The 22,806-nt window shown below is 66.1% G+C and carries 24 protein-coding genes; 12 read left to right on the top strand and 12 right to left on the bottom strand.

Annotated features, from left to right (window positions below; translation table 11 throughout):
• Window positions 1-12: 12 nt before the first annotated feature.
• Together NO360_RS07530 and NO360_RS07525 are read right to left on the bottom strand one after the other, a co-directional pair.
• Window positions 13-1,047 carry an oligopeptide/dipeptide ABC transporter ATP-binding protein gene (locus NO360_RS07530; protein WP_256307027.1) on the bottom strand — a complete coding sequence of 345 codons (1,035 nt, stop codon included), beginning with the start codon at window positions 1,045-1,047 and terminating at the stop codon, window positions 13-15.
• A complete protein-coding gene (locus NO360_RS07525) occupies window positions 1,044-2,087 on the bottom strand; it encodes an ABC transporter ATP-binding protein (protein WP_256307025.1) in 1,044 nt (347 codons plus the stop codon). The genes NO360_RS07530 and NO360_RS07525 overlap by 4 nt, the downstream gene beginning before the upstream one ends.
• A gap of 192 nt (window positions 2,088-2,279) precedes the next feature.
• Here NO360_RS07525 and NO360_RS07520 point away from each other — a divergent pair, with 192 nt between their 5' ends.
• Complete coding sequence (locus NO360_RS07520) at window positions 2,280-2,936, top strand: thioredoxin domain-containing protein (protein WP_256307024.1); 657 nt, start codon at window positions 2,280-2,282, stop codon at window positions 2,934-2,936.
• Window positions 2,937-3,126: 190 nt separating this feature from the next.
• Here NO360_RS07520 and NO360_RS07515 read toward each other — a convergent pair whose 3' ends face one another.
• Window positions 3,127-4,047: an ABC transporter permease gene (locus NO360_RS07515; protein WP_256307022.1), complete on the bottom strand. Its 921-nt coding sequence runs from the start codon at window positions 4,045-4,047 to the stop codon at window positions 3,127-3,129.
• 244 nt (window positions 4,048-4,291) lie between these two features.
• On the opposite strand from NO360_RS07515, the gene NO360_RS07510 reads away from it, so the two are divergent.
• Window positions 4,292-5,848, top strand: coding sequence for a class I adenylate-forming enzyme family protein (locus NO360_RS07510; RefSeq protein WP_256307021.1), 1,557 nt, complete (start codon window positions 4,292-4,294; stop codon window positions 5,846-5,848).
• Window positions 5,849-5,866: 18 nt separating this feature from the next.
• On the opposite strand, the gene NO360_RS07505 is transcribed toward NO360_RS07510, so the two are convergent.
• Complete coding sequence (locus NO360_RS07505; protein ID WP_256307020.1) at window positions 5,867-6,313, bottom strand: universal stress protein; 447 nt, start codon at window positions 6,311-6,313, stop codon at window positions 5,867-5,869.
• A gap of 162 nt (window positions 6,314-6,475) precedes the next feature.
• Here NO360_RS07505 and NO360_RS07500 point away from each other — a divergent pair, with 162 nt between their 5' ends.
• The 3 genes from NO360_RS07500 to NO360_RS07490 all read left to right on the top strand — a co-directional run bounded on the left by NO360_RS07500 (window position 6,476) and on the right by NO360_RS07490 (window position 8,869).
• The gene (locus NO360_RS07500) at window positions 6,476-7,390 is read left to right on the top strand and encodes a mechanosensitive ion channel family protein (protein WP_256307018.1); all 915 of its coding nucleotides are present in this window, start codon (window positions 6,476-6,478) and stop codon (window positions 7,388-7,390) included.
• 109 nt (window positions 7,391-7,499) lie between these two features.
• Window positions 7,500-7,913: an EamA family transporter gene (locus tag NO360_RS07495; RefSeq protein ID WP_256307017.1), complete on the top strand. Its 414-nt coding sequence runs from the start codon at window positions 7,500-7,502 to the stop codon at window positions 7,911-7,913.
• Between the two features lie 62 nt (window positions 7,914-7,975).
• Entirely contained in the window at window positions 7,976-8,869 is an 894-nt protein-coding gene (locus NO360_RS07490; RefSeq protein ID WP_256307016.1) for a hypothetical protein, read from the top strand.
• 111 nt (window positions 8,870-8,980) lie between these two features.
• On the opposite strand, the gene codB is transcribed toward NO360_RS07490, so the two are convergent.
• Window positions 8,981-10,375 carry a cytosine permease gene (codB, locus tag NO360_RS07485; RefSeq protein WP_256307015.1) on the bottom strand — a complete coding sequence of 465 codons (1,395 nt, stop codon included), beginning with the start codon at window positions 10,373-10,375 and terminating at the stop codon, window positions 8,981-8,983.
• Between the two features lie 123 nt (window positions 10,376-10,498).
• Between codB and NO360_RS07480 the strand changes: the two genes are divergently transcribed.
• Entirely contained in the window at window positions 10,499-11,782 is a 1,284-nt protein-coding gene (locus NO360_RS07480) for a cytosine deaminase (RefSeq protein WP_256307014.1), read from the top strand.
• A 99-nt stretch (window positions 11,783-11,881) separates the two neighbouring features.
• Window positions 11,882-12,943 (top strand): DNA cytosine methyltransferase, encoded by a 1,062-nt coding sequence (locus NO360_RS07475; protein ID WP_256307012.1) that lies wholly within the window; start codon window positions 11,882-11,884, stop codon window positions 12,941-12,943.
• 32 nt (window positions 12,944-12,975) lie between these two features.
• On the opposite strand, the gene serB is transcribed toward NO360_RS07475, so the two are convergent.
• Complete coding sequence (serB, locus tag NO360_RS07470) at window positions 12,976-13,626, bottom strand: phosphoserine phosphatase SerB (protein WP_256307010.1); 651 nt, start codon at window positions 13,624-13,626, stop codon at window positions 12,976-12,978.
• 230 nt (window positions 13,627-13,856) lie between these two features.
• Between serB and serA the strand changes: the two genes are divergently transcribed.
• Window positions 13,857-15,455 (top strand): phosphoglycerate dehydrogenase, encoded by a 1,599-nt coding sequence (gene serA, locus NO360_RS07465; protein ID WP_256307009.1) that lies wholly within the window; start codon window positions 13,857-13,859, stop codon window positions 15,453-15,455.
• Window positions 15,456-15,531: 76 nt separating this feature from the next.
• Here serA and NO360_RS07460 read toward each other — a convergent pair whose 3' ends face one another.
• Window positions 15,532-16,026, bottom strand: coding sequence for a hypothetical protein (locus tag NO360_RS07460; RefSeq protein ID WP_256307008.1), 495 nt, complete (start codon window positions 16,024-16,026; stop codon window positions 15,532-15,534).
• Window positions 16,027-16,335: 309 nt separating this feature from the next.
• Between NO360_RS07460 and NO360_RS07455 the strand changes: the two genes are divergently transcribed.
• Entirely contained in the window at window positions 16,336-17,307 is a 972-nt protein-coding gene (locus tag NO360_RS07455) for a ferritin-like domain-containing protein (protein ID WP_256307006.1), read from the top strand.
• A 58-nt stretch (window positions 17,308-17,365) separates the two neighbouring features.
• Here the strand turns inward: NO360_RS07455 and thrC are convergent, their stop codons facing one another.
• The 4 genes from thrC to NO360_RS07435 all read right to left on the bottom strand — a co-directional run bounded on the left by thrC (window position 17,366) and on the right by NO360_RS07435 (window position 20,161).
• Window positions 17,366-18,631, bottom strand: coding sequence for a threonine synthase (gene thrC, locus NO360_RS07450; RefSeq protein ID WP_256307004.1), 1,266 nt, complete (start codon window positions 18,629-18,631; stop codon window positions 17,366-17,368).
• Between the two features lie 40 nt (window positions 18,632-18,671).
• Window positions 18,672-19,049, bottom strand: a complete 378-nt coding sequence (locus tag NO360_RS07445; RefSeq protein WP_256307003.1) for a helix-turn-helix domain-containing protein — start codon at window positions 19,047-19,049, stop codon at window positions 18,672-18,674.
• A gap of 77 nt (window positions 19,050-19,126) precedes the next feature.
• A complete protein-coding gene (locus NO360_RS07440; RefSeq protein ID WP_256307002.1) occupies window positions 19,127-19,366 on the bottom strand; it encodes a DUF8001 family protein in 240 nt (79 codons plus the stop codon).
• A 111-nt stretch (window positions 19,367-19,477) separates the two neighbouring features.
• The gene (locus tag NO360_RS07435; protein WP_256307001.1) at window positions 19,478-20,161 is read right to left on the bottom strand and encodes a DUF5828 family protein; all 684 of its coding nucleotides are present in this window, start codon (window positions 20,159-20,161) and stop codon (window positions 19,478-19,480) included.
• 139 nt (window positions 20,162-20,300) lie between these two features.
• On the opposite strand from NO360_RS07435, the gene NO360_RS07430 reads away from it, so the two are divergent.
• From NO360_RS07430 to NO360_RS07420, 3 genes are all read left to right on the top strand, one after another.
• Window positions 20,301-20,747, top strand: coding sequence for a cupin domain-containing protein (locus NO360_RS07430; protein ID WP_256306999.1), 447 nt, complete (start codon window positions 20,301-20,303; stop codon window positions 20,745-20,747).
• 1 nt (window position 20,748) lies between these two features.
• Complete coding sequence (upp, locus tag NO360_RS07425; protein WP_256306998.1) at window positions 20,749-21,429, top strand: uracil phosphoribosyltransferase; 681 nt, start codon at window positions 20,749-20,751, stop codon at window positions 21,427-21,429.
• 97 nt (window positions 21,430-21,526) lie between these two features.
• A complete protein-coding gene (locus NO360_RS07420; RefSeq protein WP_256306997.1) occupies window positions 21,527-21,739 on the top strand; it encodes a DUF7569 family protein in 213 nt (70 codons plus the stop codon).
• 47 nt (window positions 21,740-21,786) lie between these two features.
• Here the strand turns inward: NO360_RS07420 and NO360_RS07415 are convergent, their stop codons facing one another.
• Window positions 21,787-22,638: a hypothetical protein gene (locus tag NO360_RS07415; protein WP_256306996.1), complete on the bottom strand. Its 852-nt coding sequence runs from the start codon at window positions 22,636-22,638 to the stop codon at window positions 21,787-21,789.
• Between the last annotated feature and the right edge of the window lie 168 nt (window positions 22,639-22,806).

The raw sequence follows: 22,806 nt of genomic DNA, 5'->3' as shown, positions 1-22,806 counted from the left end.
ATGAGTGGGGTGTCATTTCTGTCCCTCGGCTATCGCTTCGCCGCGGCGTTGCTCCTCCTCGTGGTCGTAGTAGAGGTGGCAGGCGACGCGGTGGTTCTCGGCGTCCACGGAGACGTTCCGAGGCGTCCGTTCGCAGATATCCATTCGCTCGGGGCACCGGTCGCGAAAGCGACACCCCTCGCCGATGCCGACCGGATTGCCCGGGGTTCCGTCGATGGTCGTCCGCTCCCGATCGTCGTGGGGGTCCGGAATCGGGATCGCGTTCACGAGCGCTTGCGTGTAGGGGTGTTTCGGGGAGTCGAGCAGGTCGTGAGTCGGTGCCGATTCGACGACGCGACCCAGGTACATCACGTCGATCCGATCGCAGACGTACGAGACCGTCGAGAGATCGTGTGAGATGTACAAAAGCGCCACGTCGAGTTCGGCGGTCAGATCGGAGAGGAGGTTCAGGATGGACGCCTGCGTCGAGACGTCGAGCATCGAGACGGGCTCGTCCGCGAGTATTACCTTTGGTTCGAGGACGAGCGCCCGTGCGATAGAGACCCGCTGCAGTTCGCCGCCGCTCAGCTGCGTCGGGCGCCGTTCGAGGTACTTTTCCGGCGGGTTGAGTTCGGCGCGTTCGAGCGCTTCGCGGACCCGCCGATCGCGGTCGTCCATCCCGTGGATGCGCAGCGGTTCGAGCAGCGATTCGCGGACGGTCAGTTTCGGGTCGAACGAGTTGAACGGGTCCTGGAAGATGATCTGGACCTGCCGTCGGAACGCCTTCATCTCCTTCTTGGAGAACTCCGAGATCGGGTTCCCTTCGAACCGGAGTTCGCCGTCGGTCTGCTCTTGCAGCCGCGCGAGCGTCTGGAGAAGCGTCGTCTTGCCGCATCCGCTCTCGCCGATGATCCCGATCGAGTCGTTCTCATAGAGCGCGAGCGAAACCCCGTCGACCGCCTGAACCGGTTGGCTTCCCCCACCCAGGAAGGCGTCGAGAAAGCCCGTGTCCTGATCGAAGTACCGTTTGAGGTTCTCGGTTTCGAGGAGGGGGGTCTCGTCCGTCATCGCTGCGGTGCCTCCGACGTCGGGTCCACCGGTGGCGCGCCCTCCGAGCGGTACAGCTCCAGGACCTCGTCTTTGCGGAAGCACGCCGCGCGGTGGTGACCGGACGCGTCCTGCGCGACTTCTTCGAGTGGTGGGGCGGACCGGCGGCACTCTTCGACCGCCCACGGACAGCGGTCGGCGAAGGTGCACGACTCGACGTCCCCCATCGACTGCGGGGGCCGGCCTTCGATGACCGCGAGGTCGCGCTCCGGGTGGCGGATGTCCGGGAACGCTTCCTGCAGGAGAATCGAGTACGGGTGCCGGGGCGAATCGAACAGTTCCACGACGTCACCCGTCTCTGCGACCTGCCCGCCGTGCATAATCGCCATCGACTCACAGCTCTCGAAGACGACGCTGATGTCGTGGGTGATGAGGAGGAGGCTCGTCTCGGTCGCCTCCTTGATCTCGTCGAGGTACTTGAACACCATGTCCTGCATAATGACGTCGAGCGCCGTCGTCGGCTCGTCGGCGATGATGAGCGACGGGTCCAGAAACAGCGCGAGAGCGATGATGGCCCGCTGTTGCATTCCGCCGGAGAACTGGTGTGGATAGTCGTCGATGCGGTCTTTCGGCAGCCCGACGACCTCGAAGAGGTCGCGGAATTTCTCCCGAGCCGCCGCCTCGGAGAGATCCGTGTGCACCTCGGCCAGTTCCAGCGCCTGTTCGCTGACCCGCTGGAGCGGGTCCAGGCTGTTCATCGAGCTCTGTGGGATCCACGAGATCTCCTTCCATCGGAGTTTCTCGTTCATCTCCCGCTCCCCGTACTCGTGGATCTCTTCGCCGCGGTACCGAACGGATCCGGCGGTGATTTCGCCGTTGTCGTCGAGTCCTCGGAGCAACGACTTGGCGAGGGTGCTCTTCCCACACCCGGATTCGCCGACGAGGCCGAAGTACTCGCCGTCGTCGATGGTGAACGAGGCACCGGAGACGGCCGTGAGTGGACCCTGGTCCGTCCGGTATTGTATCGTAAGATCCTCGATTTCGAGGAGGGGTTCGCTCATGTGTGATGGTCTCGCATAGCTCACAGTCCTAATTAACGGTTTCGACGCTCTCAACGGCTGAAATAAACTGAAACAGGCGTTTCGCGAAATCCACGACGAACGGTACCGACGCGCGTTCCGCCCCGGCAATCGACCACGAGCGCGCCGTCGGCAGTGCCCTTATACGAGGTGCCCCTCTCAGTGGACGGAAGGATGAATCCCTCGGAGCTGCTCGAACGGCTCGTGGAAGCCGGCGTCCTCACCGCGGAGGGCGAAACGGCCGAACTGACCCCCGAATTCGTCGAGTCCCGGGCCGAACACCGGCGTGCGGTGAGTGAAATGGACGCAGTCGAGGTCGAATCGGAACTCGGTTCGATCGGCGAGGGCGCGGAGGAGCGGCACCAACGAGAGCTGTTAGCGACCAAACGAGCCATCGGAGAGCACGTCGAAGACCTCTCCGATGCGGCCCCCGAACGCCTCGCACCGGTCGTGATGCAGTTCGTCGAAACGCCGGGGCGGACCGACGGGGTCCCGGAGCCGTTCAGCCCGATCGTCGGGAGCAGTTTCACGCCGCTCCTCCGCGCCTGTGAGAGAGCAGTGGTATACGTCTGGAAAGAGGACTGTGAACCGTGTGACGACCAGCGTTCCGTGCTGGAGGAGATCTTCGAGGATCCGCCGGACGACCTGGCGTTGCTCGCGATCTACGGACCGAACGCTCTCGGTGTGATGGACGAGTACGACGTCGCCGGCGCGCCGGCGCTGCTGTTCGTCGCGGGCGGTCGGGTGGACTCCCGACTGTTCGGTGCCCAGCACGCGTCCACGATCGAAGCGGAGGTCGCGAAGATCCGCGAGACCGCCGAGATGCGGTAGATCGTACCGAGAGGCCGGCGGGGCCGATAATGCGTCCGTGAGCGGGTGCGAGAGAGTTTGGCTACGGGAGTTGCCGAGCGTTCGGCCCCGAGCGAGGGCAGGAAAGTGGCTCCAAGCGACGGCAAAAGGGCGGTTGCGACCCCGTCCGGGCCGCGAGTCGGGCAGCTGCGAAACCGAGACCGTTCGCCGCCTACGCGGTCGCGACGGCTTCGCCGTCGGTCTGGCCGACGAGTTCCTCGTAGCGGCGACCCAGCATAATCGTCGACATCACGGTGAGTGAGATGAAGATGCCGGGGGAAATCGACCACCACCACGTCGTGGTCATCTGCCCCGAGGTGTACGCGTTGCGGATCATAATGCCCCACGAGGGGACGAGGGGGTTGGAGACGCCGATGAACGCCAGCCCCGCCTGAAGCAGGATCGAGAGACCGATACCGAGCGCGAAGTACATTATCGCCATCGGCGCGACGTTCGGGAGGATGTGCTTGTAGATGATGCGCGGCGTGCTCGCCCCGGTCGCCTTCGCCGCGAGGATGAAGGGCCGCTGACGGATCTGCAGGACCTGCGACCGCAACACCCGCGCGGGCCCCCGCCAGAGGAGCAGTCCGATGACGACGACGGACATCAGGAATCCGACGCCGAACAGGGCGAGCAGGACGATCGCGAACGGAATGAGCGGCACGCCGTAGGCGATGTCCGTGATCCGCATCAGGACGTCTTCGGTGCGGCCGCCGACGTAGCCGGCGGTGATTCCGATCGCCGAACCGATCGTGATGATGATCGTCCCACCGAGCAGCCCGGTGATCACGGTCGGGCGCGCCCCGACGAGGATGCGAGAGAACACGTCGTAGCCCGACGACGTGGTGCCGAGCGGGTGAGTAACCGAGGGCGGCTCCGAGAGGAGCGGCTCCCCCCCAGCGTACATCGGCTCGTCGTAGGGGTACGGTGCGATCTCCGGTCCGATCGCCCCCAGGAGGATCACGAAGACGAGAAAGGAGAGGTAGAACAGCGTCGTCCGGTCGTTCGCGATGAGTGCAATCCCCTCACGGAGGTTTCGAACGAGCGGGTGCTGGCGCAACCCACCGTCGGGGAGTACATTCGACAGTGACATACCCTCACAAAGTCGGGTGGGTGCGCATAAGCATTCCGCCGAGAGCGGAATCAGCGGCCAGACCGTTCACTAGCGTAACGGGTCTAACAGGCTGAAACGCGGTGTTTCACGGGAGAGGATTGATAGTAGTCCGGGGTCTCCGGCCCCCTATGGAGACGAGACCACGGCGACTCGCGGGATCATATACATCTGCGGCGAACAGCCAGGCGGGTATGACCGTCCCGCGGAACGGTTCGTGACCCCGATGACGACCACAGCCAACCAACACGTCGATCTGCCGTCCCTGGTCGACGTCTGTCGGCAGAACGCGGACCGAAGTCCCGACGCGCCGGCGTTCGACGACGGGGACCGGTCAGTGACGTGGGGCGAGTTCGACCGCGAAACGGACCGGGCGGCGGACTCGTTTCTCGACTACGTTTCGCGGGGCGACCGCGTCGCGTTCCTGTGTGAGTCCTCGGTGACGCAGACCGTGCTCCTCTTCGGAGCGATGAAGGCCGGCTGTGTGGTGACGAACGTCCACCTCAAGTCCGCCTCGGACGTGATGAAACGGAGTGTTGCGGAGACCCGACCCGCAGTGGTCGTCGTGGACGAGCACGTCGCCGACCGGGTCCGAAGCGAACTCGACGAGGACGCGATGCGGTCCGTGTCGACGGTGGTCGTCGTCGGGGACGACGCCGACGAGGGCGAACAGACCCACGGCTCGTTTCTGGAGGGCGCAGCGGCCCGGTCACCGGACGTGCTCATCAACGAGGAGGACCTGGCGACGATCTGGTGGACGTCGGGGAGCACGGGACGCCCGAAGGGCTGGTGTCACACGCACCGCGGAATGTATCTCAAGGCGATGAAGGGCGCGGCCAGGTACGGCGTCGACCGATCCGGACGGACGCTCGTCGTGTTCTCGCCGTCGTTCGGGGCCTGGTACAACCCGGTCGTGAAGGCGATGATGGGGTGTGAGAGCGTCCGGTTCTTGCGGGGGTGGGACGCGGCGGAGTTCGTCGACATCGTGGAACGGGAGGACATCACGCACACCGGACTGGTCGCCACGATGTGGCGTGAAGTCCTCCAGCGGGGCGTCGCGGACCGCGATTTCAGTTCGCTCGAAGTCGTCTATTCGACCGGCGAGAAGATGGACAGCGGAACGCTCGATCGACTTCGGGACCACGTCTGCCGGAACGTCACCCAGTCGTACGGATCCACCGAGATGTACGGGACAGTCCTGTACAACGAGGAAATGACCGGCGATCGGATCGACAGCGTCGGGAAGGCCCAGACGGGCACGGAGGTTCGTATCGTCGAGGAGGGCGGCGCTCCCGACGACGTCCGCGAGCCGGGGGCACTGGGTGAGATCATCATCCGAGGCCCCGACGTGCCCGCGTGGGCCTGGCGGAACACCGCAAAGACCACCGACGGGTTCCGAGACGGCTGGTGGTATTCCGGTGATTTGGGCTACCGTGACGAGGGGGGGTACCTCTATCTCGAAGGCAGAGTCGACAACCAGATCAAATCGCGCGGCGTGAAGATCATCCCCGAGCGGGTCGAGGAGGCCCTGAACGATCACCCGGACGTGACACGGTCGGCAGTCGTCGGCGTCGACGACGAGGAGTACGGGCAGCGAGTCACGGCGATCGTCGTGCCCGCGGCCGAAAGCCTCACGAGCGAGGAACTGGACGAGTGGTGCCTCGAGAGCGACCTCGTGGCGGACCACGAACGGCCGCGGGCCTATCACTTCGTGGATGAACTCGAAAAGACGTCGAGCGGGAAACTCGACCGGAACGCGGTGAAAGAGCGGCTGGGACTCTGAACGCGCCGCGGGCGCGGTTCACTCGTCGTCGATCGCGGTGACCACCGGTCGATCGGCGTCCAGGAGGACGCTCTGGGTGACGCTTCCGAAGACCGCTTTCCCGACCGGCGAACGCTTTTTGCCGCCGATGACGAGGTATCTCGCGTCCCGGTCTCTCGCGAGCGAGAGGATCGCTTCGGTCGGAGATCCCACTCGCCCGACCGACGTGACAGAGGCCTCGTGCGCTCCGAGCGTCTCGTCGACGACGTCGTCGACGAGGCGTTCGGCGCTCTGTTCTTCCTGCGTGAACGAGTAATCGGCCGACCCGTCCAACCGAGTGATCTCTCGGCGGTGTTCTTCGAACTCGTCTTCGGGAACGACGTGGAGGACGACCAACTCCTCGCCGTACGCCTCCGCGAGGTCGGCCCCGACCGAGACGACGGGATCCGTCTGCTTGCGTCCGTCGATCGCTGCCACGATGGTCATACCCAGTACACTCGCAGGTGTGAAGTAAGCGTTTGGGAGACTGCAACCCGGTACGACAGTCCGTATCAAAGAATATCCATCCTGCTTCTCATATCGAGACGTTATGTCCAACACGCGTGACGGCAGAGACTCGACAGCGACGCGGTCTCAGCGGGGCGGCGGATGAGTCCAGTCGGGTTACAGACGACCGCGAGACCGGACAGTTATCTCAGCGAACTGCTCGCGAGCGTCGGGCTCCCGACGCAGCTCGCGAACGCGGTCGCCTCGGCGCTCGTGTTTCTCGTAGTGTTCGTCGGAGTCTACGTCGTCAGCAAACTCGTGGTCGTGCCGCTGGTCGCCAGGCTGCTCGACAGGCGCGGCGTCGAGGAGCACGTTCGAAAGCCCCTCACCCTCGTCGTCTACGGCCTCCTGTTGTTCGTCGCCGTCGGCCTCGCCTTCTCCTTCGCCGGCTTCGGGAACATCCTGGTGGCGCTCTCGACGGTGACGGCCGCCGCGACCCTCGCCGTCGGGTTCGCGATGCAGGACGTGCTGAAGAACTTCGTCGCCGGGGTGTTCATCTACACTGACGAACCGTTCCGGACGGGCGATTGGATCGAGTGGGAGGGCAACTCCGGCTACATCGAGGACATCAGCCTGCGGGTGAGTCGGGTGCGAACCTTCGACAACGAGCACCTCACGGTCCCGAACTCTCAGCTCACCGACGGCGTGATCAAGAACTACGACAAGAACGGCACGCTGCGATTGAAGTTCACGTTCCGGATCGGCTTCGACGACGACATCGACGAGGCGATGGACATCATCGTCGAGGAGGCGCGGGCACGGGACGGGATCCTGAGCGATCCGGAGCCGTCCGTGCGCCTCGTGGAAATAAACGAGGCGTCCTTCGGACTGCAGAGCCGCATCTGGATCGAAGACCCCGGAAACTCGGATTTCCTCGGGATCCGCGGTCGGTTCGTCCAATCGGTCACCGAGCGCTTCGAGGCGGCGGGGATCACCATCCCCTATCCGCACCGGACCGTGGACGGATCACTGGAGCGGACGGGACCGAGCCCGAGCGGGCGGGTGTCCGACGACTAGCGGGAGAAAAGCGGCGTCGGAAGCGGCGCGCGAGCGGCCGCGGAGCCGCCCGTTTCGGGAGCGATCGGTCCCACGGGCGTTTTTGTGTCCCGGGCCGGGACCTGCAGCTATGATCTCGACGGGCGTCGCGCTGGCGATCGCCGCGTTGGTACTGTTCGGCGGCTGGGCCGTGACCGCGGGGCTGGCGACGCGGTCGGTGTCGGCCGTCAACGCCGTCTTCCTGTCCTACGTGGCGAGCATCGCCATCGCGGGTGCCTACGTCCTTCTCGCGAAGCGGCCGATCACTGGGACGCGGACGGACGTCGCCTTCGCGCTCGTTTCGGGTGCATTTCTCGCGGCGGGGAGCATCAGTTTCTACGCGGCGCTCACGCGGGGGAATATGGCGATCGTCTCCGCGATCGCAGCCCTGTATTTCGTCGTCCCGGCGTTCGTCGGCGTCGTCTATCTCGACGTCGCACTCAGTGCCGCGAACGTGGCCGGCCTGACGCTCGCCGTCGTCGCCGTGGTCTTGATCGCGCTGTGAACCGCGGTCGGGACCGCGGCATTCCCCATACGGCTTTGACCCCGGAGGCCGCAGTCCGGGGTATGCCTGGAATGGACGCGGAGACGGCCGAACTGATCCAGTCAGTACGGAGCGACCCGCAGCGGAAGGCAGTTCTCTCGCATCTCGCAGACGGCCCGAAGACCGTGAAGAACGGGTACGAAACCGCCGCCAACGCAGACGCCGAGACGGTGCTCGCGGCACTGACGGACGACGGGATCGTCGAGCGCGACGGCGAGAGGTACGTTCTCACCGACTTCGGCGAACGGGTCCACGAGTACGCGACGCGCGAGTGGAACCCCTCGAACGAGGGGACGAAGCGCGCGGCGACGTTCGAGACGCTCGCCGACTGCGAGTGGCACTGCTCAGCGTGTGAACTCCCCAGTTCCCAGCCCGCGAAAGACATCCAGATGCTCCGCAAGGAGGGTTTCGAGTTCGTGCAGAACACCGGCCAGGGCCAGGGCGATTACCGGCACTGCGAGAACTGCGAGGACACGACCTTCCACAGAAAGCTCAAATATCCGTTTCCGACCCAGAAATCGATCACGCGACAGGATATGCCCGCCTCGTTCAAGCGTCGGGTCCGCGACCGCTACGACCACCGCGACGCGTTCGACGGTTCCTCGCCGAGCACGACCCTGGAGGTCGACCACCGCGTGCCGGAGGTGCGCTGGGAGGAATCGGAGAGCTTCGACTACGAATCGATGAGCGGCGAGGAGATCGAGGAGCACTTCCAGCTCCTCTCGCGGAAGCACAACCTCCTGAAGAGCCGGAAGTGCGAGGCCTGCGTCGAGAGCGGGAAGCACCCGCCGTTCATGCAGATCGAGTACTACTACGAAGGCGGCGAGGAGTACGAGGAAGACGTCGGTTGCGTGGGATGTGGCTGGTATAACCCCCAGGAGTGGCGGGCGGCGTTGCAGGCGGAACTCGACGGGTAGTTCGGAGTTTTTCGAAACAGTCGGAGCCGAGCCGTCGGCGTCGGTCGAGAGCAGTCCGCCGTCGGCGTCGATCCAGAGCGGCCGGCCGTTAGGGCCGTAAGCCCGGACGCCTCAGAGACGCTCCGCGTCGGGAGCGACGTCGTGGCCGTCGACGATCCCGTTCGCTTCGAGGAGGTAGTAGAGCGCGACGTGGGCGACGAACGCGGCGACGAGTCCGTTCAGCGCCGCCCCGACGGGACCGGGGATCACCTGCGGTGCCGCCAGTCCCGGAACGACCTGCCCGGCCGTGAGCACCGCGACGACGGCCCCGACGACGTAGGCGAGGACGCCCGTCCACCGGACGCCCGCGAACCGGACGTCCTCCATCTTCGGGACGCGCATCCGCCAGCACAGCAGGAAGTCGGCGATGACGACGCCGCCGAGCGGCGGGACGTACTGGCCGAGCGTCGACAGCCACGGAATGAGGAGGCTGTCGGCGCCGACCAGCGCGAGAAGAATACCGATCGCGCCGCCGACCAGGATGAACGGCCGCTTGCGGTCGAACTCGAAGGCCTCGCTGCCGGCGACGCCGAAGGCGTAGGCGGCGTTGTCGTTCGTCGTCCAGATGTTGAGAATCAGCGCGAGGAGGCCGACCGCCGCGAGTCCCTGCGCCGCGAGCACCTCGTAGAGGTCGCCGGCGGGGGTGACGTCGTAGACCGATCCGCCGACAGCGCCCGACAGAAAGAGGAAGCCGTTCCCGACGAGGAAGGCGATGAGCCCCGCCCAGAAGCCGACGCGGGTGCTGCTGGCGAACCGCGCCCAGTTCGGGGCCTGTGTGCCGCCGCTGATGAACGTCCCCACGACGATGGTGACGGCGGCGGCGAATCCCATCTCGCTGCCGGACGCACCGCCGAACAGGCCCGAGAGGCCGCCGACGTCCCCCACGGCGATGAAGATCGAGAGGAGGCCGACGATGACGAGAATCGGAACGGCCACGAGCGACAGCCGCTCCATTCCCTCGTAGCCGAAGTACGCGGTCGCGAGGTGCAGGATCCCCCAGATCAGGATGAGGGCGGCCGTGAACGTCGGCGTGTCGAGGCCGAAGAACGTCGCCGTCGGGATCGCGACCATCGGAATCGTGACGCCGAACCAGCCGACCTGCGTGCCGCCGAGGATCAGGTCGGCGAACTTCGCGCCCCAACTACCGAAGCTGTACCGCGCGAGGAGCACCGTCGTCAACCCGGCCTTCGCGGCGATGCCGCAGAGCGTCGCGACGTAGACGCCCAAGATCGCGTACCCGGCGGCCATCGCCGTCAGCATCGGTCCGAATCCCATCGCTGCGCCGACCTCGGCACCGGCCCAGAGCGTGCCAGCGAAGAACACGAAGCCGAGAAGGACGGCAGAGATGCTCACCAAGCCCTTCCGTTCGTCGCCGGGGACGTGATCGAGCGGATAGTCGGGGTCGGGGAGGTTCTCGTCGCCGAACACGAACCGTCGCCACGCGGGCGTGTCGTCTTCCGTTGCCATTGGGTCCGGAATTCGTCCTATTTTTATAAAATTGGGGATTGGGACCAGATTTGTTGTTACAGTTCGGCGATCAGCGGAGAGATAGCGGAAATGATTAACCGTACGTGTCCGTCTCTCCCGGATATGTCCGAGTACATCGTCACGAGCGGCCGGACGCTGGCCGGCGACGCCGTCGACATCGAGATCCGCGCGGGAGCGATCGATCGGATCGTCCCCGCCGGTGACGGCAATCCCGAGGCGTTTCCCGCCGAGCGCCGCTACGACGCCGACGGTCGACTGGTGACCCCGCCCCTCATCGAGCCCCACGTCCACCTCGACGCGACCGGGACGGCCGGCGATCCCTCCTGGAACGACAGCGGCACGCTCGCGGAGGGCATCGAGGTCTGGGCGGAGTACAAAACGGACATCACCGTCGACGACATCGTCGAACGGGCGACGAAGACCGTCGAGTGGTACGCGTCCCACGGCGTGACGCGGATCCGGACGCACGCCGACACGACCGAGCCGTCGCTGACGACCGTCGAGGCCCTAGTGGAGTTGAAATCGCGGGTGTCAGACCTCGTCGACCTGCAGGTCGTCGCGTTCCCGCAGGACGGGGTCCTCACCGACGAGTCTCACGAGGATCTGCTCCGGGACGCGGTGGAGATGGGTGTGGACCTGGTGGGCGGGATCCCGCACAACGAGTACACCCGCGAGGACGGGGTCAAGAGCGTCGAGATCGCGTGCGACCTGGCGGAGCGACACGACCTGCCGCTGGACCTCCACATCGACGAGACGGACGACCCGAGCTCGCGGTTCACGGAAGTCCTCGCCAGCGAGGCGATAAAACGAGGGATCGGCGACCGCGTCACCGCGAGTCACACGACGGCGACGCACTCGTACAACAACGCCTACGCCGACAAACTCATCTCGATGCTCGCCGAGAGCGGCGTCTCCGTGGTGACGAACCCGCCGGACAACTCGGTTCTCCAGGGTGCGTACGACGACTACCCGCGTCGGCGCGGCCACACCCGGATCGACGAACTCCGTGAGGCCGGCGTCACGGTCGGGATCGGACACGACTCCGTCCTCGATCCGTGGTACCACTACGGCGTCGCCGACCCCCTGGACGCGGCGTTCATCCTCGCACACTACGCCCACATGGCGGGCCGCGGCGACGTCGAGGTGCTCTGGGAGATGCTGACCGACGCCAACGCCGAGATCTTCGGCGCGGACGAGTACGGCCTCAGCGAGGGCACCGAGGGCTCGCTGGTCGTCTACGACAGCCCCGACGCGTTCAACGCGCTCCGGCGACGAGCGCCGCGAACGCTGGTGCTCCGAGAGGGGAAACCGATCGCGGAGACCGAACCGAGCGCGACGACGGTGCACCGATCGGACGAGGCGGTCGACGTCGACTACAAGCGGTAGTCGGACTGTAGCGGGCCCCGAAAGCAGACCCCCGCCCGCCGGCCGCGACACCCCGCGGTCTTTAAATACGATCGCGAACGAGAACCGGACAGATTCCGAATGCCGAACTCCGACTTCGATCGCTCCTCGATCACGGTGCTCGATCTGTTCTGCGGCGGCGGCGGCCTCTCGGAGGGCTTCCTGCAGGCCGGCTACGACGTCGTCGCCGGCGTCGACGTCGACGAGGACTTCCTCGCGACGTACGAGCACAACCACGAGGACGCGCTCGCGATCCAGGCAGACCTCTCGGAAGTCGATCCCGAGGCGTTCTTCGCGGAGCACCCGATCGACCAGGAGGAGATCGACGTCGTGATCGGCGGCCCGCCCTGCAAGGGGTTCAGCATCGCGGGCCACCGCGACCCCGACGACGAGCGGAACTACCTCGTCGGCAACTTCATCGACTTCGTCGAGTACGTCGGGCCCGCGGCGTTCGTGATGGAGAACGTCCCGGGGATCAAGTCGATGGAAGAGGGCGACACCCTGCGGGCGATCCTGGAGGGCTTCGAGCGCGCCGGCTACGAGAAGCCGGCGTACGAGACGCTGAACGCCGCCGACTACGGCGTCCCGCAGAACCGCCGCCGGGTGATCTTCCAGGGGCGGCGCGACGGGTCGATCCCGACGTATCCCGAGCGGACCCACGGCCCCTCGAAACAGGCGACGCTCACGGGGAAGCGGTTAGAGCCGTACGTGACCGTCGAGGAGGCGCTCTTGGAGCGGGGCGCGGACGGGGACGGGACAGCCGTCGAACGCCTGCCGAACCACGAGAAGACGAACCACTCCGAGGAGATGGTCGAGCGGATTTCGGAGGTCGACCCCGGCGAGAGCCTCTACGAGAGCTACGGCGACAGCTGGCGGCGACTCCCCCGCGACGAGCCCTCGATCACGATCAAGGAGAACCACAACGCGCCGTTCGTCCACCCCGTCGAGGACCGCGTCGGGACCGTCCGCGAATGTGCGATCCTGCAGTCGTTCCCCGACGATTACGTGTTCCAGGGCCCCAAGAGCACGCAGTTGAAGGTCGTCGGCAACGCCGTCCCGCCGGGGCTCTCGAAGGCCATCGCGGAGGCGCTGGCCGAGGACCTGGCGGCGATGGAGCGGAGTCGCGCCGCCGGCGCGGAGTGAGAGTCGGGTCGCAGTAGTCGCCTCGGACTTCGTTACTCGTCTTCCCGCCGAACCACGTTGTACCCTTCCAGCACCTTCCCGAGTCGATGCATAGACGCGACGACGACGTCGCAGGAGGGGCGGACGGCGTCCTTGGGAAGGTAGCCGATGGACAGCCCCGCGACCTCCAGCATCGGCAGGTCGTTCGCGCCGTCGCCGACCGCGATGGTTCGGGAGAGCGGCACGTCGAGGTCGGCGGCGAGCGACTCCAGGGCGTCGTCCTTCGTCCCGGTGATGAGCGGCCCCTCGACCTCGCCCGTCAAGCGGCCCCCCTCGATCGGGAGTCGGTTGGCGACGACGGTGTCGACCTCGACGCCCTCGCGTTCGAGGGCGCGCTCGACACCGCGCTCGAATCCGCCGGTCAGGATCGCGACGTGGTGACCGGCCTCGCGGAGGCGGGCGATGAGTTCCGCCGCGCCCGGGCGGAGTCGAACCTCGCCGAAGGCGTCCTCAGCGTCCTCCTCTGAGAGCCCGTCGAGCAGCGACGCGCGCTCCCTGAGGCTCTCCGCGTAGGAGAGTTCGTCGTTCATCGCCCGGTCGGTGATGTCCTGCATTCGCTCGGCAACGCCCTCGCGCTCGCCGAGCAGCACGGTCATCTCGGAGTCCGAGAGCGTTCCGTCGAAATCGAAGGCCACGAGTCGCATACGCGGGAATCGTCGGCGGAGGCTTTCAAATCACCTATCGCGACCTGAGGACGGACGTTCACACGGATCGCGACTCCGGGAGCGGGCGTTCATATGGGGCTCCGAAGAGTAGTCTTATCGAGGTCTTGAACCGAGCTGTCACGCTATCCACGGGGGACGGTAACAGGCAACAGATCGCCTGTGAGACCGATGAAGAAACGTTTAACCGGGAACCAGGGATGGGTTAGGATATGAAGGTCCTTATTACGGACCCGATCGACGACGCCGGTCTGGAACGCCTCAGAGAGGCGGGCCACGACGTCGAGACGGCCTACGACGTAGACGGTGAGGCGCTTCTGGATGCAGTCGCGGACGCCAACGCGCTCGTCGTCCGGTCCGGAACGGAGGTGACCGAGGCGGTCTTCGAGGCCGCGTCGGATCTCGTCATCGTCGGTCGCGCCGGCATCGGGGTCGACAACATCGACATCGACGCCGCGACCGAACACGGCGTCATCGTCGCGAACGCGCCCGAGGGGAACGTCCGCGCGGCCGCCGAGCACACGGTCGCGATGTCGTTCGCCGCGGCGCGGTCGATCCCGCAGGCCCACGCCCGACTCAAGATGGGTGAGTGGGCCAAGAGCGACTACCTCGGCACGGAACTCAACGGCAAGACGCTCGGCATCGTCGGCCTCGGCCGCGTCGGCCAGGAGGTCGCGAAGCGTCTCGACGGTCTCGGGATGAACCTCGTCGCCTACGACCCCTACATCAGCGAGGAGCGCGCCGATCGACTGGGCGCCGAACTCGTCGAGTTCGAGGCGTGTCTCGAACAGGCCGACTTCCTGACCGTCCACACGCCGCTGACGCCCGAGACCGAGGGGATGATTTCGACTGGAGAGTTGGAACTGATGGGCGGCGGCTACCTCGTCAACTGCGCTCGCGGCGGCGTCGTCGACGAGGACGCGCTCGCCGCGGCGGTCGACGACGGCGTCCTCGACGGCGCGGCGATCGACGTGTTCGCCGAGGAGCCCGTCTCGCCGGACAGCCCGCTGCTCGACGTCGACGACATCATCGTCACCCCGCACCTCGGGGCGTCGACCGAGGCGGCGCAGGAGAACGTCGCGACCTCGATCGCCGACCAGATCGACGCGGCGTTCGCGGGCGAACCGGTGATGAACGCGCTGAACGCGCCGTCGGTCGACGAGAGCGTCTTCCCGCGCATCCGGCCGTACATCGGCCTCGCCGAGACCGCCGGAAAGGTCGCCGCACAGCTGCTCGACGGCCGGATCTCGTCGGTCGAAGTCGCCTACGAGGGCGACATCGCCGAGGAGGACGTCGAACTCGTCACGGCGTCGGCGCTGAAGGGCGTCTTCGAGCCCCTGGAGTGGCAGGTCAACGCCGTCAACGCGCCGCAGATCGCCGAGGAACGCGGTATCGACGTGAAAGAGTCGAAGCGGCTCCAGTCCGAGGACTTCCAGAGTCTCGTGACGGTCACCGTCGGCAACGAGGAGGACTCCCTCGGCGTCTGTGGAACCCTCTTCGCCGGTGACGACCCGCGGATCGTCCGCATCGACGGTTACCGCGTCGACGCGATTCCCCACGGGAAGATGCTCGTCGCGCGCAACGCCGACAAACCGGGCGTCATCGGGTTCATCGGCTCGGTGCTCGGCGATTACGACATCAACATCGCGGGGATGTTCAACGCCCGCCGCGACGAGGAGGGCGGCGAGGCGCTCACCGTCTACAACCTCGACGACCCCGTTCCCACCGAAGTCGTCGAGAAGATCCTCGCCGACGACCGGATGATCGACGTGAAGTACCTCACGCTCAACGGCGCGGACGACGAGGAGTAGTCGGCCGCGAGAGGCGGTCGACGGACCCCACCGCGGGGGGATTGGCCGTCGGGGCGCAGGGGAGCCACCCGGAAAGCTACCGTCGTCGGAAGCCCGGAACTAGTTGGGTCACCCGAGACACGAGCGCGTCGACGAGGCGGCCGGGGCGCGTCTCCGCACCCGAATCTTCCTTCTCCTGTTCTAACTCCTGATTGGCGTCTCTGAGACGATGTTCGTAGTGATCGAGAACGTACTGGCGCTCCCGGCCGCGACGTTCGAGTTTTTGCGCCAGTCGCGAGTTTTCTTCTTCGAGCCGTCGGACCGTCTCGCGTAACTGCTCGTTGTCGCGTTGAAGTTCGACGACGAGATCCAGGAGCGTCGACGCCTGGAGGGCGGGGTCGACGCTATCGCGGTCCACTCGTTGGTCCGAAACGGATCCACGTTCGTCGGTATCGGAGGGTGCCGCACCGCTCGGTCCGGACTCTCGTGGGCCGAGATCGTCACTCTGTACGCCGCAGACGGTTCCGCGCTCGTGGGAATCTGTGGCCGATCCGTCGCCGCAGACCGGGGGGTCAGAGAACTCCGCAGACATATATGTGAATTGGCACCACACGACTAAGAAGACCCGTCAGACACAGGGCGAACGGACGTCAGTCAGCGGCTTCAGAGCCCCGAAAACGACGGATACGCGAATTCGTTTCTCTCGCAAACGGGGGCGACCCTTTGTCGCGCCGAGGGCGGATCGTGCGCATATCCGCCGTTATGTCTGACGATACGGATCTTTGAACGGACTTATTTCGGGAGGGGAAAATTTTGAGCGATCTTACCCCGAGCGAGGGAGCGCATAACAATCTCCGGATGAGGTGAGGGAGAGTCCGTCGGGAACGACCCCGACACAACTATGACGAAGCCAACAGACCCAGATGCGCGCGCAGCGGAGATCGCCGCCTCGGTGAAGGACAGACTGAGTTCCGAAGAGCGTTCTCGGCGGAGTTTCCTGACTCGTTCCGCGATCGCCGGCGGGAGCTTGCTGGCGCTCGGTGGAGCGACGGGATCCGTCCTCGGACAGGAAGACGACGACTCGGCGGAGGGAGCCGCAGCCTTCGACGACGTCGAGGGGACGGACGTCGACGTCCTGAACTACGCGTTGTCCCTCGAACACGTCGAGAACGCGTTCTATCGCGAGGGACTGGCGAGGTTCAGCGTGGACGAATTCGTCGGTGCCCCGTCCCTGGAGTCCTACGACGGGGACCGCCAGACCCAGGTGTTCGACCGAATCGGGGCGATCGCCGAGCAGGAAGCCACCCACGTCGACGTGCTCACGCAGGCGATCGAACTGCTCGGCGGGACGCCCGTCGAGGAGGACTCGTACGACTTCGGCGTCGAGAGCGTCGGCGACTTCCTCGAACTCGCGCAGGTCCTCGAGAACACCGGCGTCGCCGCCTACGCGGGCGCAGCCCCGTTCGTCGAGAGTCCGGATCTGCTGTCTACCGCGCTCTCTATCCACAGCGTCGAAGCCCGCCACGCGGCGGTGTTGAACGAGGTCAATGGTGAGTCGCCGTTCGCGAACGCGTTCGATCCGGCCCAGTCACAGCAGGAGGTGCTCGACGCCATCGAGGGGCTCATCGAGTCCGACGACGGAGACGATGGCGACGGCGGAGACGATGACGACGGGAGCGGCGACGACGACGGAAGCGGCGGAGACGACCAAACGACGACGCCAGGCGACGGTACTGCCACCCCCGGGGACGAAACGGCGACTCCCGAAAACGGGTCGACGACCACGCCAGGAGACGAGACGACTACGACACCGGGGACCGAGACGCCCTCCACCCCGGGCACCGAGACGACGGTCGGGGACGCGACGGAGTAGGCGTCCCGAAGTAGAAGAAACGGGCATCGACCGGCGCGATCCACCGCACGTGCGTCCGTCAGTTCGCGCCGATGTGATCGAGGATCGCGTCCAGATCGTTCGGCACGGGTTCGGGCTTTCCGCCCGCCTCGAACGCGGCGTCGGGATCTTTCAGCAGGTGACCGGTCGTGAGGCAGACGACGTCCTCGCCGGCGTCGACGACGCCGCGGTCGCGGAGCTTCCTGAGTCCGGCCACCGACGCTGCAGAGGCGGGTTCGACGCCGATTCCCTCGCGGGCCAGGTCGCGCTGAGCCTCGGTGATCGCCTCGTCGGAGACGGCGACCGCGGTGCCGCCGGTGCCGCGGATCCCCGGCAGCGCCTTCGGCGCGTTGACCGGGTTGCCGATGCGGATCGCCGTCGCGCGAGTCTCGACCTCCTCCCAGCGCTGGGTGTCCGCCCAGCCGTTCTCGATCGCCTCGACCATCGGCGCGGCCCCCTCGGCCTGGACGCCGGTGAGTTTCGGCACCTCAGCGGGGTCGAGCGCGCCCGACTGGACGAGTTCGCGGAAGGCCTTGTACAGCGCAGAGGTGTTGCCCGCGTTGCCGACGGGCAGGACGATGCGGTCGGGGAAGCGGCCGTAGTCGTCGCGGAACTCCTCTAAGATCTCCAGACCGATCGTCTTCTGGCCCTCCAGACGGAAGGGGTTCAGCGAGTTGAGCAGGTACACCTCGCCGCGGGCGGCGAGTTCCTGCACCAGGTCGAGACAGGCGTCGAAGTTGCCGTCGACTTCGAGGATACGCGCGTCGTGGAGCGCGGCCTGGGCGATCTTGCCGGCCGCGACCTTTCCGGACGGGAGGAGGACGAGCGTCTCCATCCCGCCGCGAGCGCCGTAGGCGGCGAGCGCGGCGGAGGTGTTCCCGGTCGACGCACAGGCCAGGCGACCGACGCCGAGTTCCTTCGCGACGCGGACGCCGACGGTCATCCCGCGGTCCTTGAACGATCCGGTCGGGTTCATCCCCTCGTGTTTGATCCGGAGCGTCTCGACGCCCACGTCCTCGCGGAGTCGCGGGGCCTCGTGCAGCGGCGTGTCGCCCTCGGGGAGCGTGACGCCCTCCTCGAACGGGAGCGCGGCGCGGTAGCGCCAGACGCCGCGACCCTGGCCCTGAAAGTCCTCGAAGGTCGGCGGCTCGGCGTAGCGCACTTCGAGCAGGTTTCCGCCCTCGCCGGTGTATCGGATCTCGTCGAAGGGAGCGTACGTCTCGCCCGTCTCGATGTCCGCGAGCCAGACGCCGTCCTCGGCGACGTCGGGAGCGTCCGGCGCGGGAGCAGTGAGTTCGAGGCTCATTGTGGAATCCCTCGCGTTCGGCGGTGAAAAGGGGGGCGGTTCACTCCTCCGCAGCGCCGTACTCGTCGATGCTCCGGTGGACGCGCTCGGCCCACTCGTCGAGGGCCTCGTGAAGCATCTCTTTGGCCTCCGGCAACTCCGTCCCCGTGTACTGATAGATGTAGCCGCCGGAGTCGAGCAGCCGCCGCTCGCGCTGCGCGAGCCCCTTCTCCATCAGCGTCGTCAGCGACCGGTTGACGTTACTCCGGTCCCGATCGAGGATGTCAGCGAGTTCGGCGACCGTACTCCCCGGGTTCTCCAGAAGCGTGAGATACGTTCGGCTCTCGTGGCGCTGAATTCCGAAGACGCAGGCGAGCACCTGCTGGAACCCCGGATCTTCGGTTTCCAGAAGGTCGCTCATCTCTGGCACGTCGCTCATACCATCCCATTCGCCACCGCCACGACTAAAGTCCCGCGTCGCCGGCAGTTCAGGTCGTTCGCTGCGCCCCAGTCAACTCACTCGATGCGGCCGTAGCCCATCTTCTCGATGCAGGTGAGCATTCCCTCCTCGTCTTCGTGTTTGTGGAGCGTCGTCGGCGTGTCACAGTAGTACGTCTCCCCGTCGTGGCGGAGTGAGAGCTGATGGGTCCCGCCGAGGAGTTCCGCTTCGACGACGACCCGGCGGCCGCTCTGGAGCGCATCGAGGATCTCCCTGCCGGTCAACTCGCCGGATTCGATGCGGAGTGGTTCGGACATACGCTAGCATTCGAGGCCGAGGATATGACTGTTGTCCGTCGAGTCGGGAATTCGGTACGTTCGACGGACGAGAGAGAACGGCGATGAGAACGCCGGTCGCAGAGCGGACAGTCAGTTCGTCGTCGACCGGGACCGGTTCTCCGATTCCGGTGGCTCGACTCCCTCGACGGCCTCGGCGGTCTCGGTTTCCTTTTCGGTGTCGACGTGCCAGCGCGTCACCTCGTCGTCGAACTCGCCGAGGCGTTCGCTCACCTGCTGTTTCAGGTCGTCGTCGTTGACGTTCACCTCGAAGATGAACGAGACGTCCTCGCCGCGCGTCGATTTCTGGATGTTGGCGCTGACGAGTTCGTTGTCGAAGTAGTACGGAGCCAGTTGCGTCATCACCCGCTGATAGACGGTGTTCTCGACGCGCCGGAGCGCCCGACGACCCGCGGAGTCGGCCGCGCGCGCCACGTAGCCGAGCGACTCCGACCAGCGCTCGACGGCCTCGTCGTTGTCGCCGTTCTCGACGTGTTCGTAGGATTCCGAAAGCCGCTCCCCGGCGGTCTGGAGGTCTTCGTCCGGGTCCTTCCCGGCTTTTTCGCCCTCGCCCTCCGCGACGCTCGCCTGGTCTGCGGTCTTCTCGCTCACGTCCTCGCCGAGTCGCTCGTGCGACTTCGGCCGCCACTCGTCCCACTCCTCGAAGGCGTCGCTATCGACGCCCGCGTCCCGGAGTGCTCGTGTGATGCGTTCGCCGTGTTCGACGACGTCGCCCCAAGTCCCCCGGACTTTGAATCCGGAGACGCTCTCTTCCATCGTCTCGCGAAAGGTACGTTCGTCAAGGTATAAAACTCTACTCCGAAGGTTGCGAGCGCGTCTCACGCTACCTCGATCTGGGCAGGACATCGCTGCGCCGACCCGAGAGGCTTTTGTGCCGAACCGAGATGTATCGCGTATGGGATACACCGTAGTGAGCCAGTCGGCGGTGAGTCCGGCCGAGGGGCGGCCGTGCGAACTACGCCGACTCTCCGAGGCCGCGGAGATGTCGAACCTCGCGATCAACCGATTCCGCGCGGAGCCGGGCGAACAGATCCCGCTCGCGTATCACTACCACGACGAACAGGAGGAGGCGTTCTACGTCCTCTCGGGGACGCTGCACGTCGAGACGCCGGACGGGACGTATCAGGTCGAGCCGGAGTCGCTGTTCACCGCGACGCCGGGATCGCCGCACAGAGCCTATAATCCGACCGACGCGGACGAGGCCGTCGAAGTGCTGGCCGTGGGCGCTCCCGCAGTCGAGGGCGACGCCAACGAGTACGACCCGGACTCCGAGGAGACCGACGGGGGGGTCGACACGGCGTCCGAGGAAGCCGATGCCGAATCGGAAGCCGGGGGTGTCTGAGATGGCTATCGAAGACCGCGACGACGCATACCTGATCACACACGCGCTCGCGAAAGACACCCTCTCGCGGCTTCGCGACGTCGAAACCGAACAGGTCGCGTTCCGGAAGGGCCTCGTCAAACTCGGGCGGATCTGCGGCTACGAGATCATCGACGGAGCGATGGAGACCGAGTACGTCTCCGTGCAGACGCCGCTGACGGAGACGACGGGCGAGCGAGTCAAAGGGCTCGACGACGTCGTGATCGTCAACGTCCTCCGGGCGGCGACGCCGTTCGTCGAGGGCCTATTGAAAGCGTTCCCCCGGGCGAAGCAGGGCGTCATCAGCGCCGGCCGCGACGAGAGCGCCGGGATGGACGAGGAGGGAAGCTTCCCGATCACCATCGACTACGTGAAGCTGCCGGAGATCACCGAGGACGACACGGTCATCGTCGCCGATCCGATGCTCGCGACCGGGTCGACGATGTGCGCCGTGCTCGATCACGTGCTCGAATCTACGGCGGCCGATCCGGCCGATCTGTTCGTCCTCTCGGCCGTCTCCGCGCCGGACGGCCTCCTGCGCGTCGACGAGGAGTTCCCCCAGACAGATCTCCTGACCGTCGCGATCGACGACCGCCTCGACGACGACGGGTACATCGTTCCCGGTCTCGGCGACGCCGGTGACCGGGCGTTCAGAACGACCTAGCCCGGAAGATCGAAACGACGCGGCGGCCGGACGGAATCGGGAGGTGACGCCCCCGGCGACGTGAACAACTTTACCCGCGGGCTTCCCAGAGGGACCTATGACCGGGAGCGAACCCTGCGATGCCTGCGGTGAACCGATCGAGGAGGCGCTCGCACGGACGGTGCAACTGAACGTCGATCGCTCGGAGGTCGACAGTCAGCGACTGTGTCCCGCCTGCTTCGCGGACTGGATCGAGCGCTATCGAACCGAGATGCAACCGCGAGCGAGCGAGAGCCTCCCCGACAGCGACGCCGACATCATCGTGGATTGAGCCCCCCGGCCGACACCGTCTCAGACTGAGCGTCGAGCGCGGGGGTTTCAGACCGCGTACCGACGCGGACCGTCGGTGTCACTCTGGAAGACGGCGATGTAGGGATCGCCCGTCTCGTCGTCCGGACAGGCGGCGGTTCGCTCGACCGGGAACGACTCGCCGGTCGTGTTCGCGGCGTCGAGATACAGCGTCACCGGATACGTCTTCGAGCCGAAGCCCCAGACGTGTTCGTTGTAGCCGTCCTGGACGTTCAGATGGGCCCGCACCGGCGGTCGCTCCTCGCGCTCGGGTTCGCTCGGACGTCTGTATTCGCTCCAGTCGCCGGCGACGCAGACGCCGTAGTTCGGCGTCTCGACGCGCTCCGGAAGCGGCGTCGGGTTGTTCACGACGACGGAGGCGACCCGGACGTCGCCGCGGGGCGACTGCGTGATCTCGATCCGACTCTCGGGCTGGAGTTCGTACGCGAGACCGCCGGTGACGACGTCGACGACGAGGACGAGCGCGACGAGCGCGGCGACGACGCCGAAGAGGGACGTCGCCTGCCTGCCCGTCAGCAGTCGGTTCCCGCCGTCGAATCGCGTTCGGAGGACGAACAGCGCGGCCGCGAGAAGCAGCAGCCCCAGTACGGTCGCCTCGTTGCCGAGGTCGAACGTGTTCACGAAGTCGAAGAAGATGCCCACCACCGAGACGACGACGACGCCGTACCCGAGGAGGGTCAGCTGTCGGTCCGTCGTCCGTTGGGAGATAGCGAAGACGCCGGCGAGGAATCCCAGCGCGAGCAGCGTCTTCGAGACTGGCGAGAGGCCGAGGTCGACGCTGAAGACGAAAAAGAGGACGGCCACCGTCGTGAGCGCCGCCGCCGCGGCGTTGAACAGCGTCTCGGAGTCGATGTCGACCATACCGACCGCTTCGAAACGGAACACCAATACCGCACCGGTGGCACAAACGGTCGTTTCAGTCTCGCGCGATCCGCGCGGACCGTGTCCGGCGGATCAAGAGTGCGGAGCGAGCGGGTCGACGACGGCTCCGACGAACCCCCTTCTTTCGTCTCGAACCCCATCGCAGTG

The sequence above is a fragment of the Halobellus litoreus genome (assembly GCF_024464595.1).
In the GTDB taxonomy this organism is placed as follows: domain Archaea; phylum Halobacteriota; class Halobacteria; order Halobacteriales; family Haloferacaceae; genus Haloquadratum; species Haloquadratum litoreum.
The sequence above is the reverse complement of the archived record's forward strand: the minus strand, read 5'-3'. Positions and strand labels throughout refer to the sequence as shown.

Bases quoted from the DNA above. Each gene is read 5' to 3' on its own strand.
- NO360_RS07445 (WP_256307003.1), bottom strand. From the start codon at position 19,049: ATGAGCGACGTGCCAGAGATGAGCGACCTTCTGGAAACCGAAGATCCG.
- NO360_RS07500 (WP_256307018.1), top strand. From the start codon at position 6,476: ATGAGTCCAGTCGGGTTACAGACGACCGCGAGACCGGACAGTTATCTC.
- NO360_RS07495 (WP_256307017.1), top strand. From the start codon at position 7,500: ATGATCTCGACGGGCGTCGCGCTGGCGATCGCCGCGTTGGTACTGTTC.
- serA (WP_256307009.1), top strand. From the start codon at position 13,857: ATGAAGGTCCTTATTACGGACCCGATCGACGACGCCGGTCTGGAACGC.
- NO360_RS07490 (WP_256307016.1), top strand. From the start codon at position 7,976: ATGCCTGGAATGGACGCGGAGACGGCCGAACTGATCCAGTCAGTACGG.
- NO360_RS07430 (WP_256306999.1), top strand. From the start codon at position 20,301: ATGGGATACACCGTAGTGAGCCAGTCGGCGGTGAGTCCGGCCGAGGGG.
- NO360_RS07455 (WP_256307006.1), top strand. From the start codon at position 16,336: ATGACGAAGCCAACAGACCCAGATGCGCGCGCAGCGGAGATCGCCGCC.
- NO360_RS07475 (WP_256307012.1), top strand. From the start codon at position 11,882: ATGCCGAACTCCGACTTCGATCGCTCCTCGATCACGGTGCTCGATCTG.
- NO360_RS07440 (WP_256307002.1), bottom strand. From the start codon at position 19,366: ATGTCCGAACCACTCCGCATCGAATCCGGCGAGTTGACCGGCAGGGAG.
- NO360_RS07480 (WP_256307014.1), top strand. From the start codon at position 10,499: ATGTCCGAGTACATCGTCACGAGCGGCCGGACGCTGGCCGGCGACGCC.
- NO360_RS07525 (WP_256307025.1), bottom strand. From the start codon at position 2,087: ATGAGCGAACCCCTCCTCGAAATCGAGGATCTTACGATACAATACCGG.
- NO360_RS07510 (WP_256307021.1), top strand. From the start codon at position 4,292: ATGACGACCACAGCCAACCAACACGTCGATCTGCCGTCCCTGGTCGAC.
- NO360_RS07530 (WP_256307027.1), bottom strand. From the start codon at position 1,047: ATGACGGACGAGACCCCCCTCCTCGAAACCGAGAACCTCAAACGGTAC.
- codB (WP_256307015.1), bottom strand. From the start codon at position 10,375: ATGGCAACGGAAGACGACACGCCCGCGTGGCGACGGTTCGTGTTCGGC.
- thrC (WP_256307004.1), bottom strand. From the start codon at position 18,631: ATGAGCCTCGAACTCACTGCTCCCGCGCCGGACGCTCCCGACGTCGCC.
- NO360_RS07515 (WP_256307022.1), bottom strand. From the start codon at position 4,047: ATGTCACTGTCGAATGTACTCCCCGACGGTGGGTTGCGCCAGCACCCG.
- NO360_RS07520 (WP_256307024.1), top strand. From the start codon at position 2,280: ATGAATCCCTCGGAGCTGCTCGAACGGCTCGTGGAAGCCGGCGTCCTC.
- serB (WP_256307010.1), bottom strand. From the start codon at position 13,626: ATGCGACTCGTGGCCTTCGATTTCGACGGAACGCTCTCGGACTCCGAG.
- NO360_RS07415 (WP_256306996.1), bottom strand. From the start codon at position 22,638: ATGGTCGACATCGACTCCGAGACGCTGTTCAACGCCGCGGCGGCGGCG.
- upp (WP_256306998.1), top strand. From the start codon at position 20,749: ATGGCTATCGAAGACCGCGACGACGCATACCTGATCACACACGCGCTC.
- NO360_RS07505 (WP_256307020.1), bottom strand. From the start codon at position 6,313: ATGACCATCGTGGCAGCGATCGACGGACGCAAGCAGACGGATCCCGTC.
- NO360_RS07435 (WP_256307001.1), bottom strand. From the start codon at position 20,161: ATGGAAGAGAGCGTCTCCGGATTCAAAGTCCGGGGGACTTGGGGCGAC.
- NO360_RS07420 (WP_256306997.1), top strand. From the start codon at position 21,527: ATGACCGGGAGCGAACCCTGCGATGCCTGCGGTGAACCGATCGAGGAG.
- NO360_RS07460 (WP_256307008.1), bottom strand. From the start codon at position 16,026: ATGTCTGCGGAGTTCTCTGACCCCCCGGTCTGCGGCGACGGATCGGCC.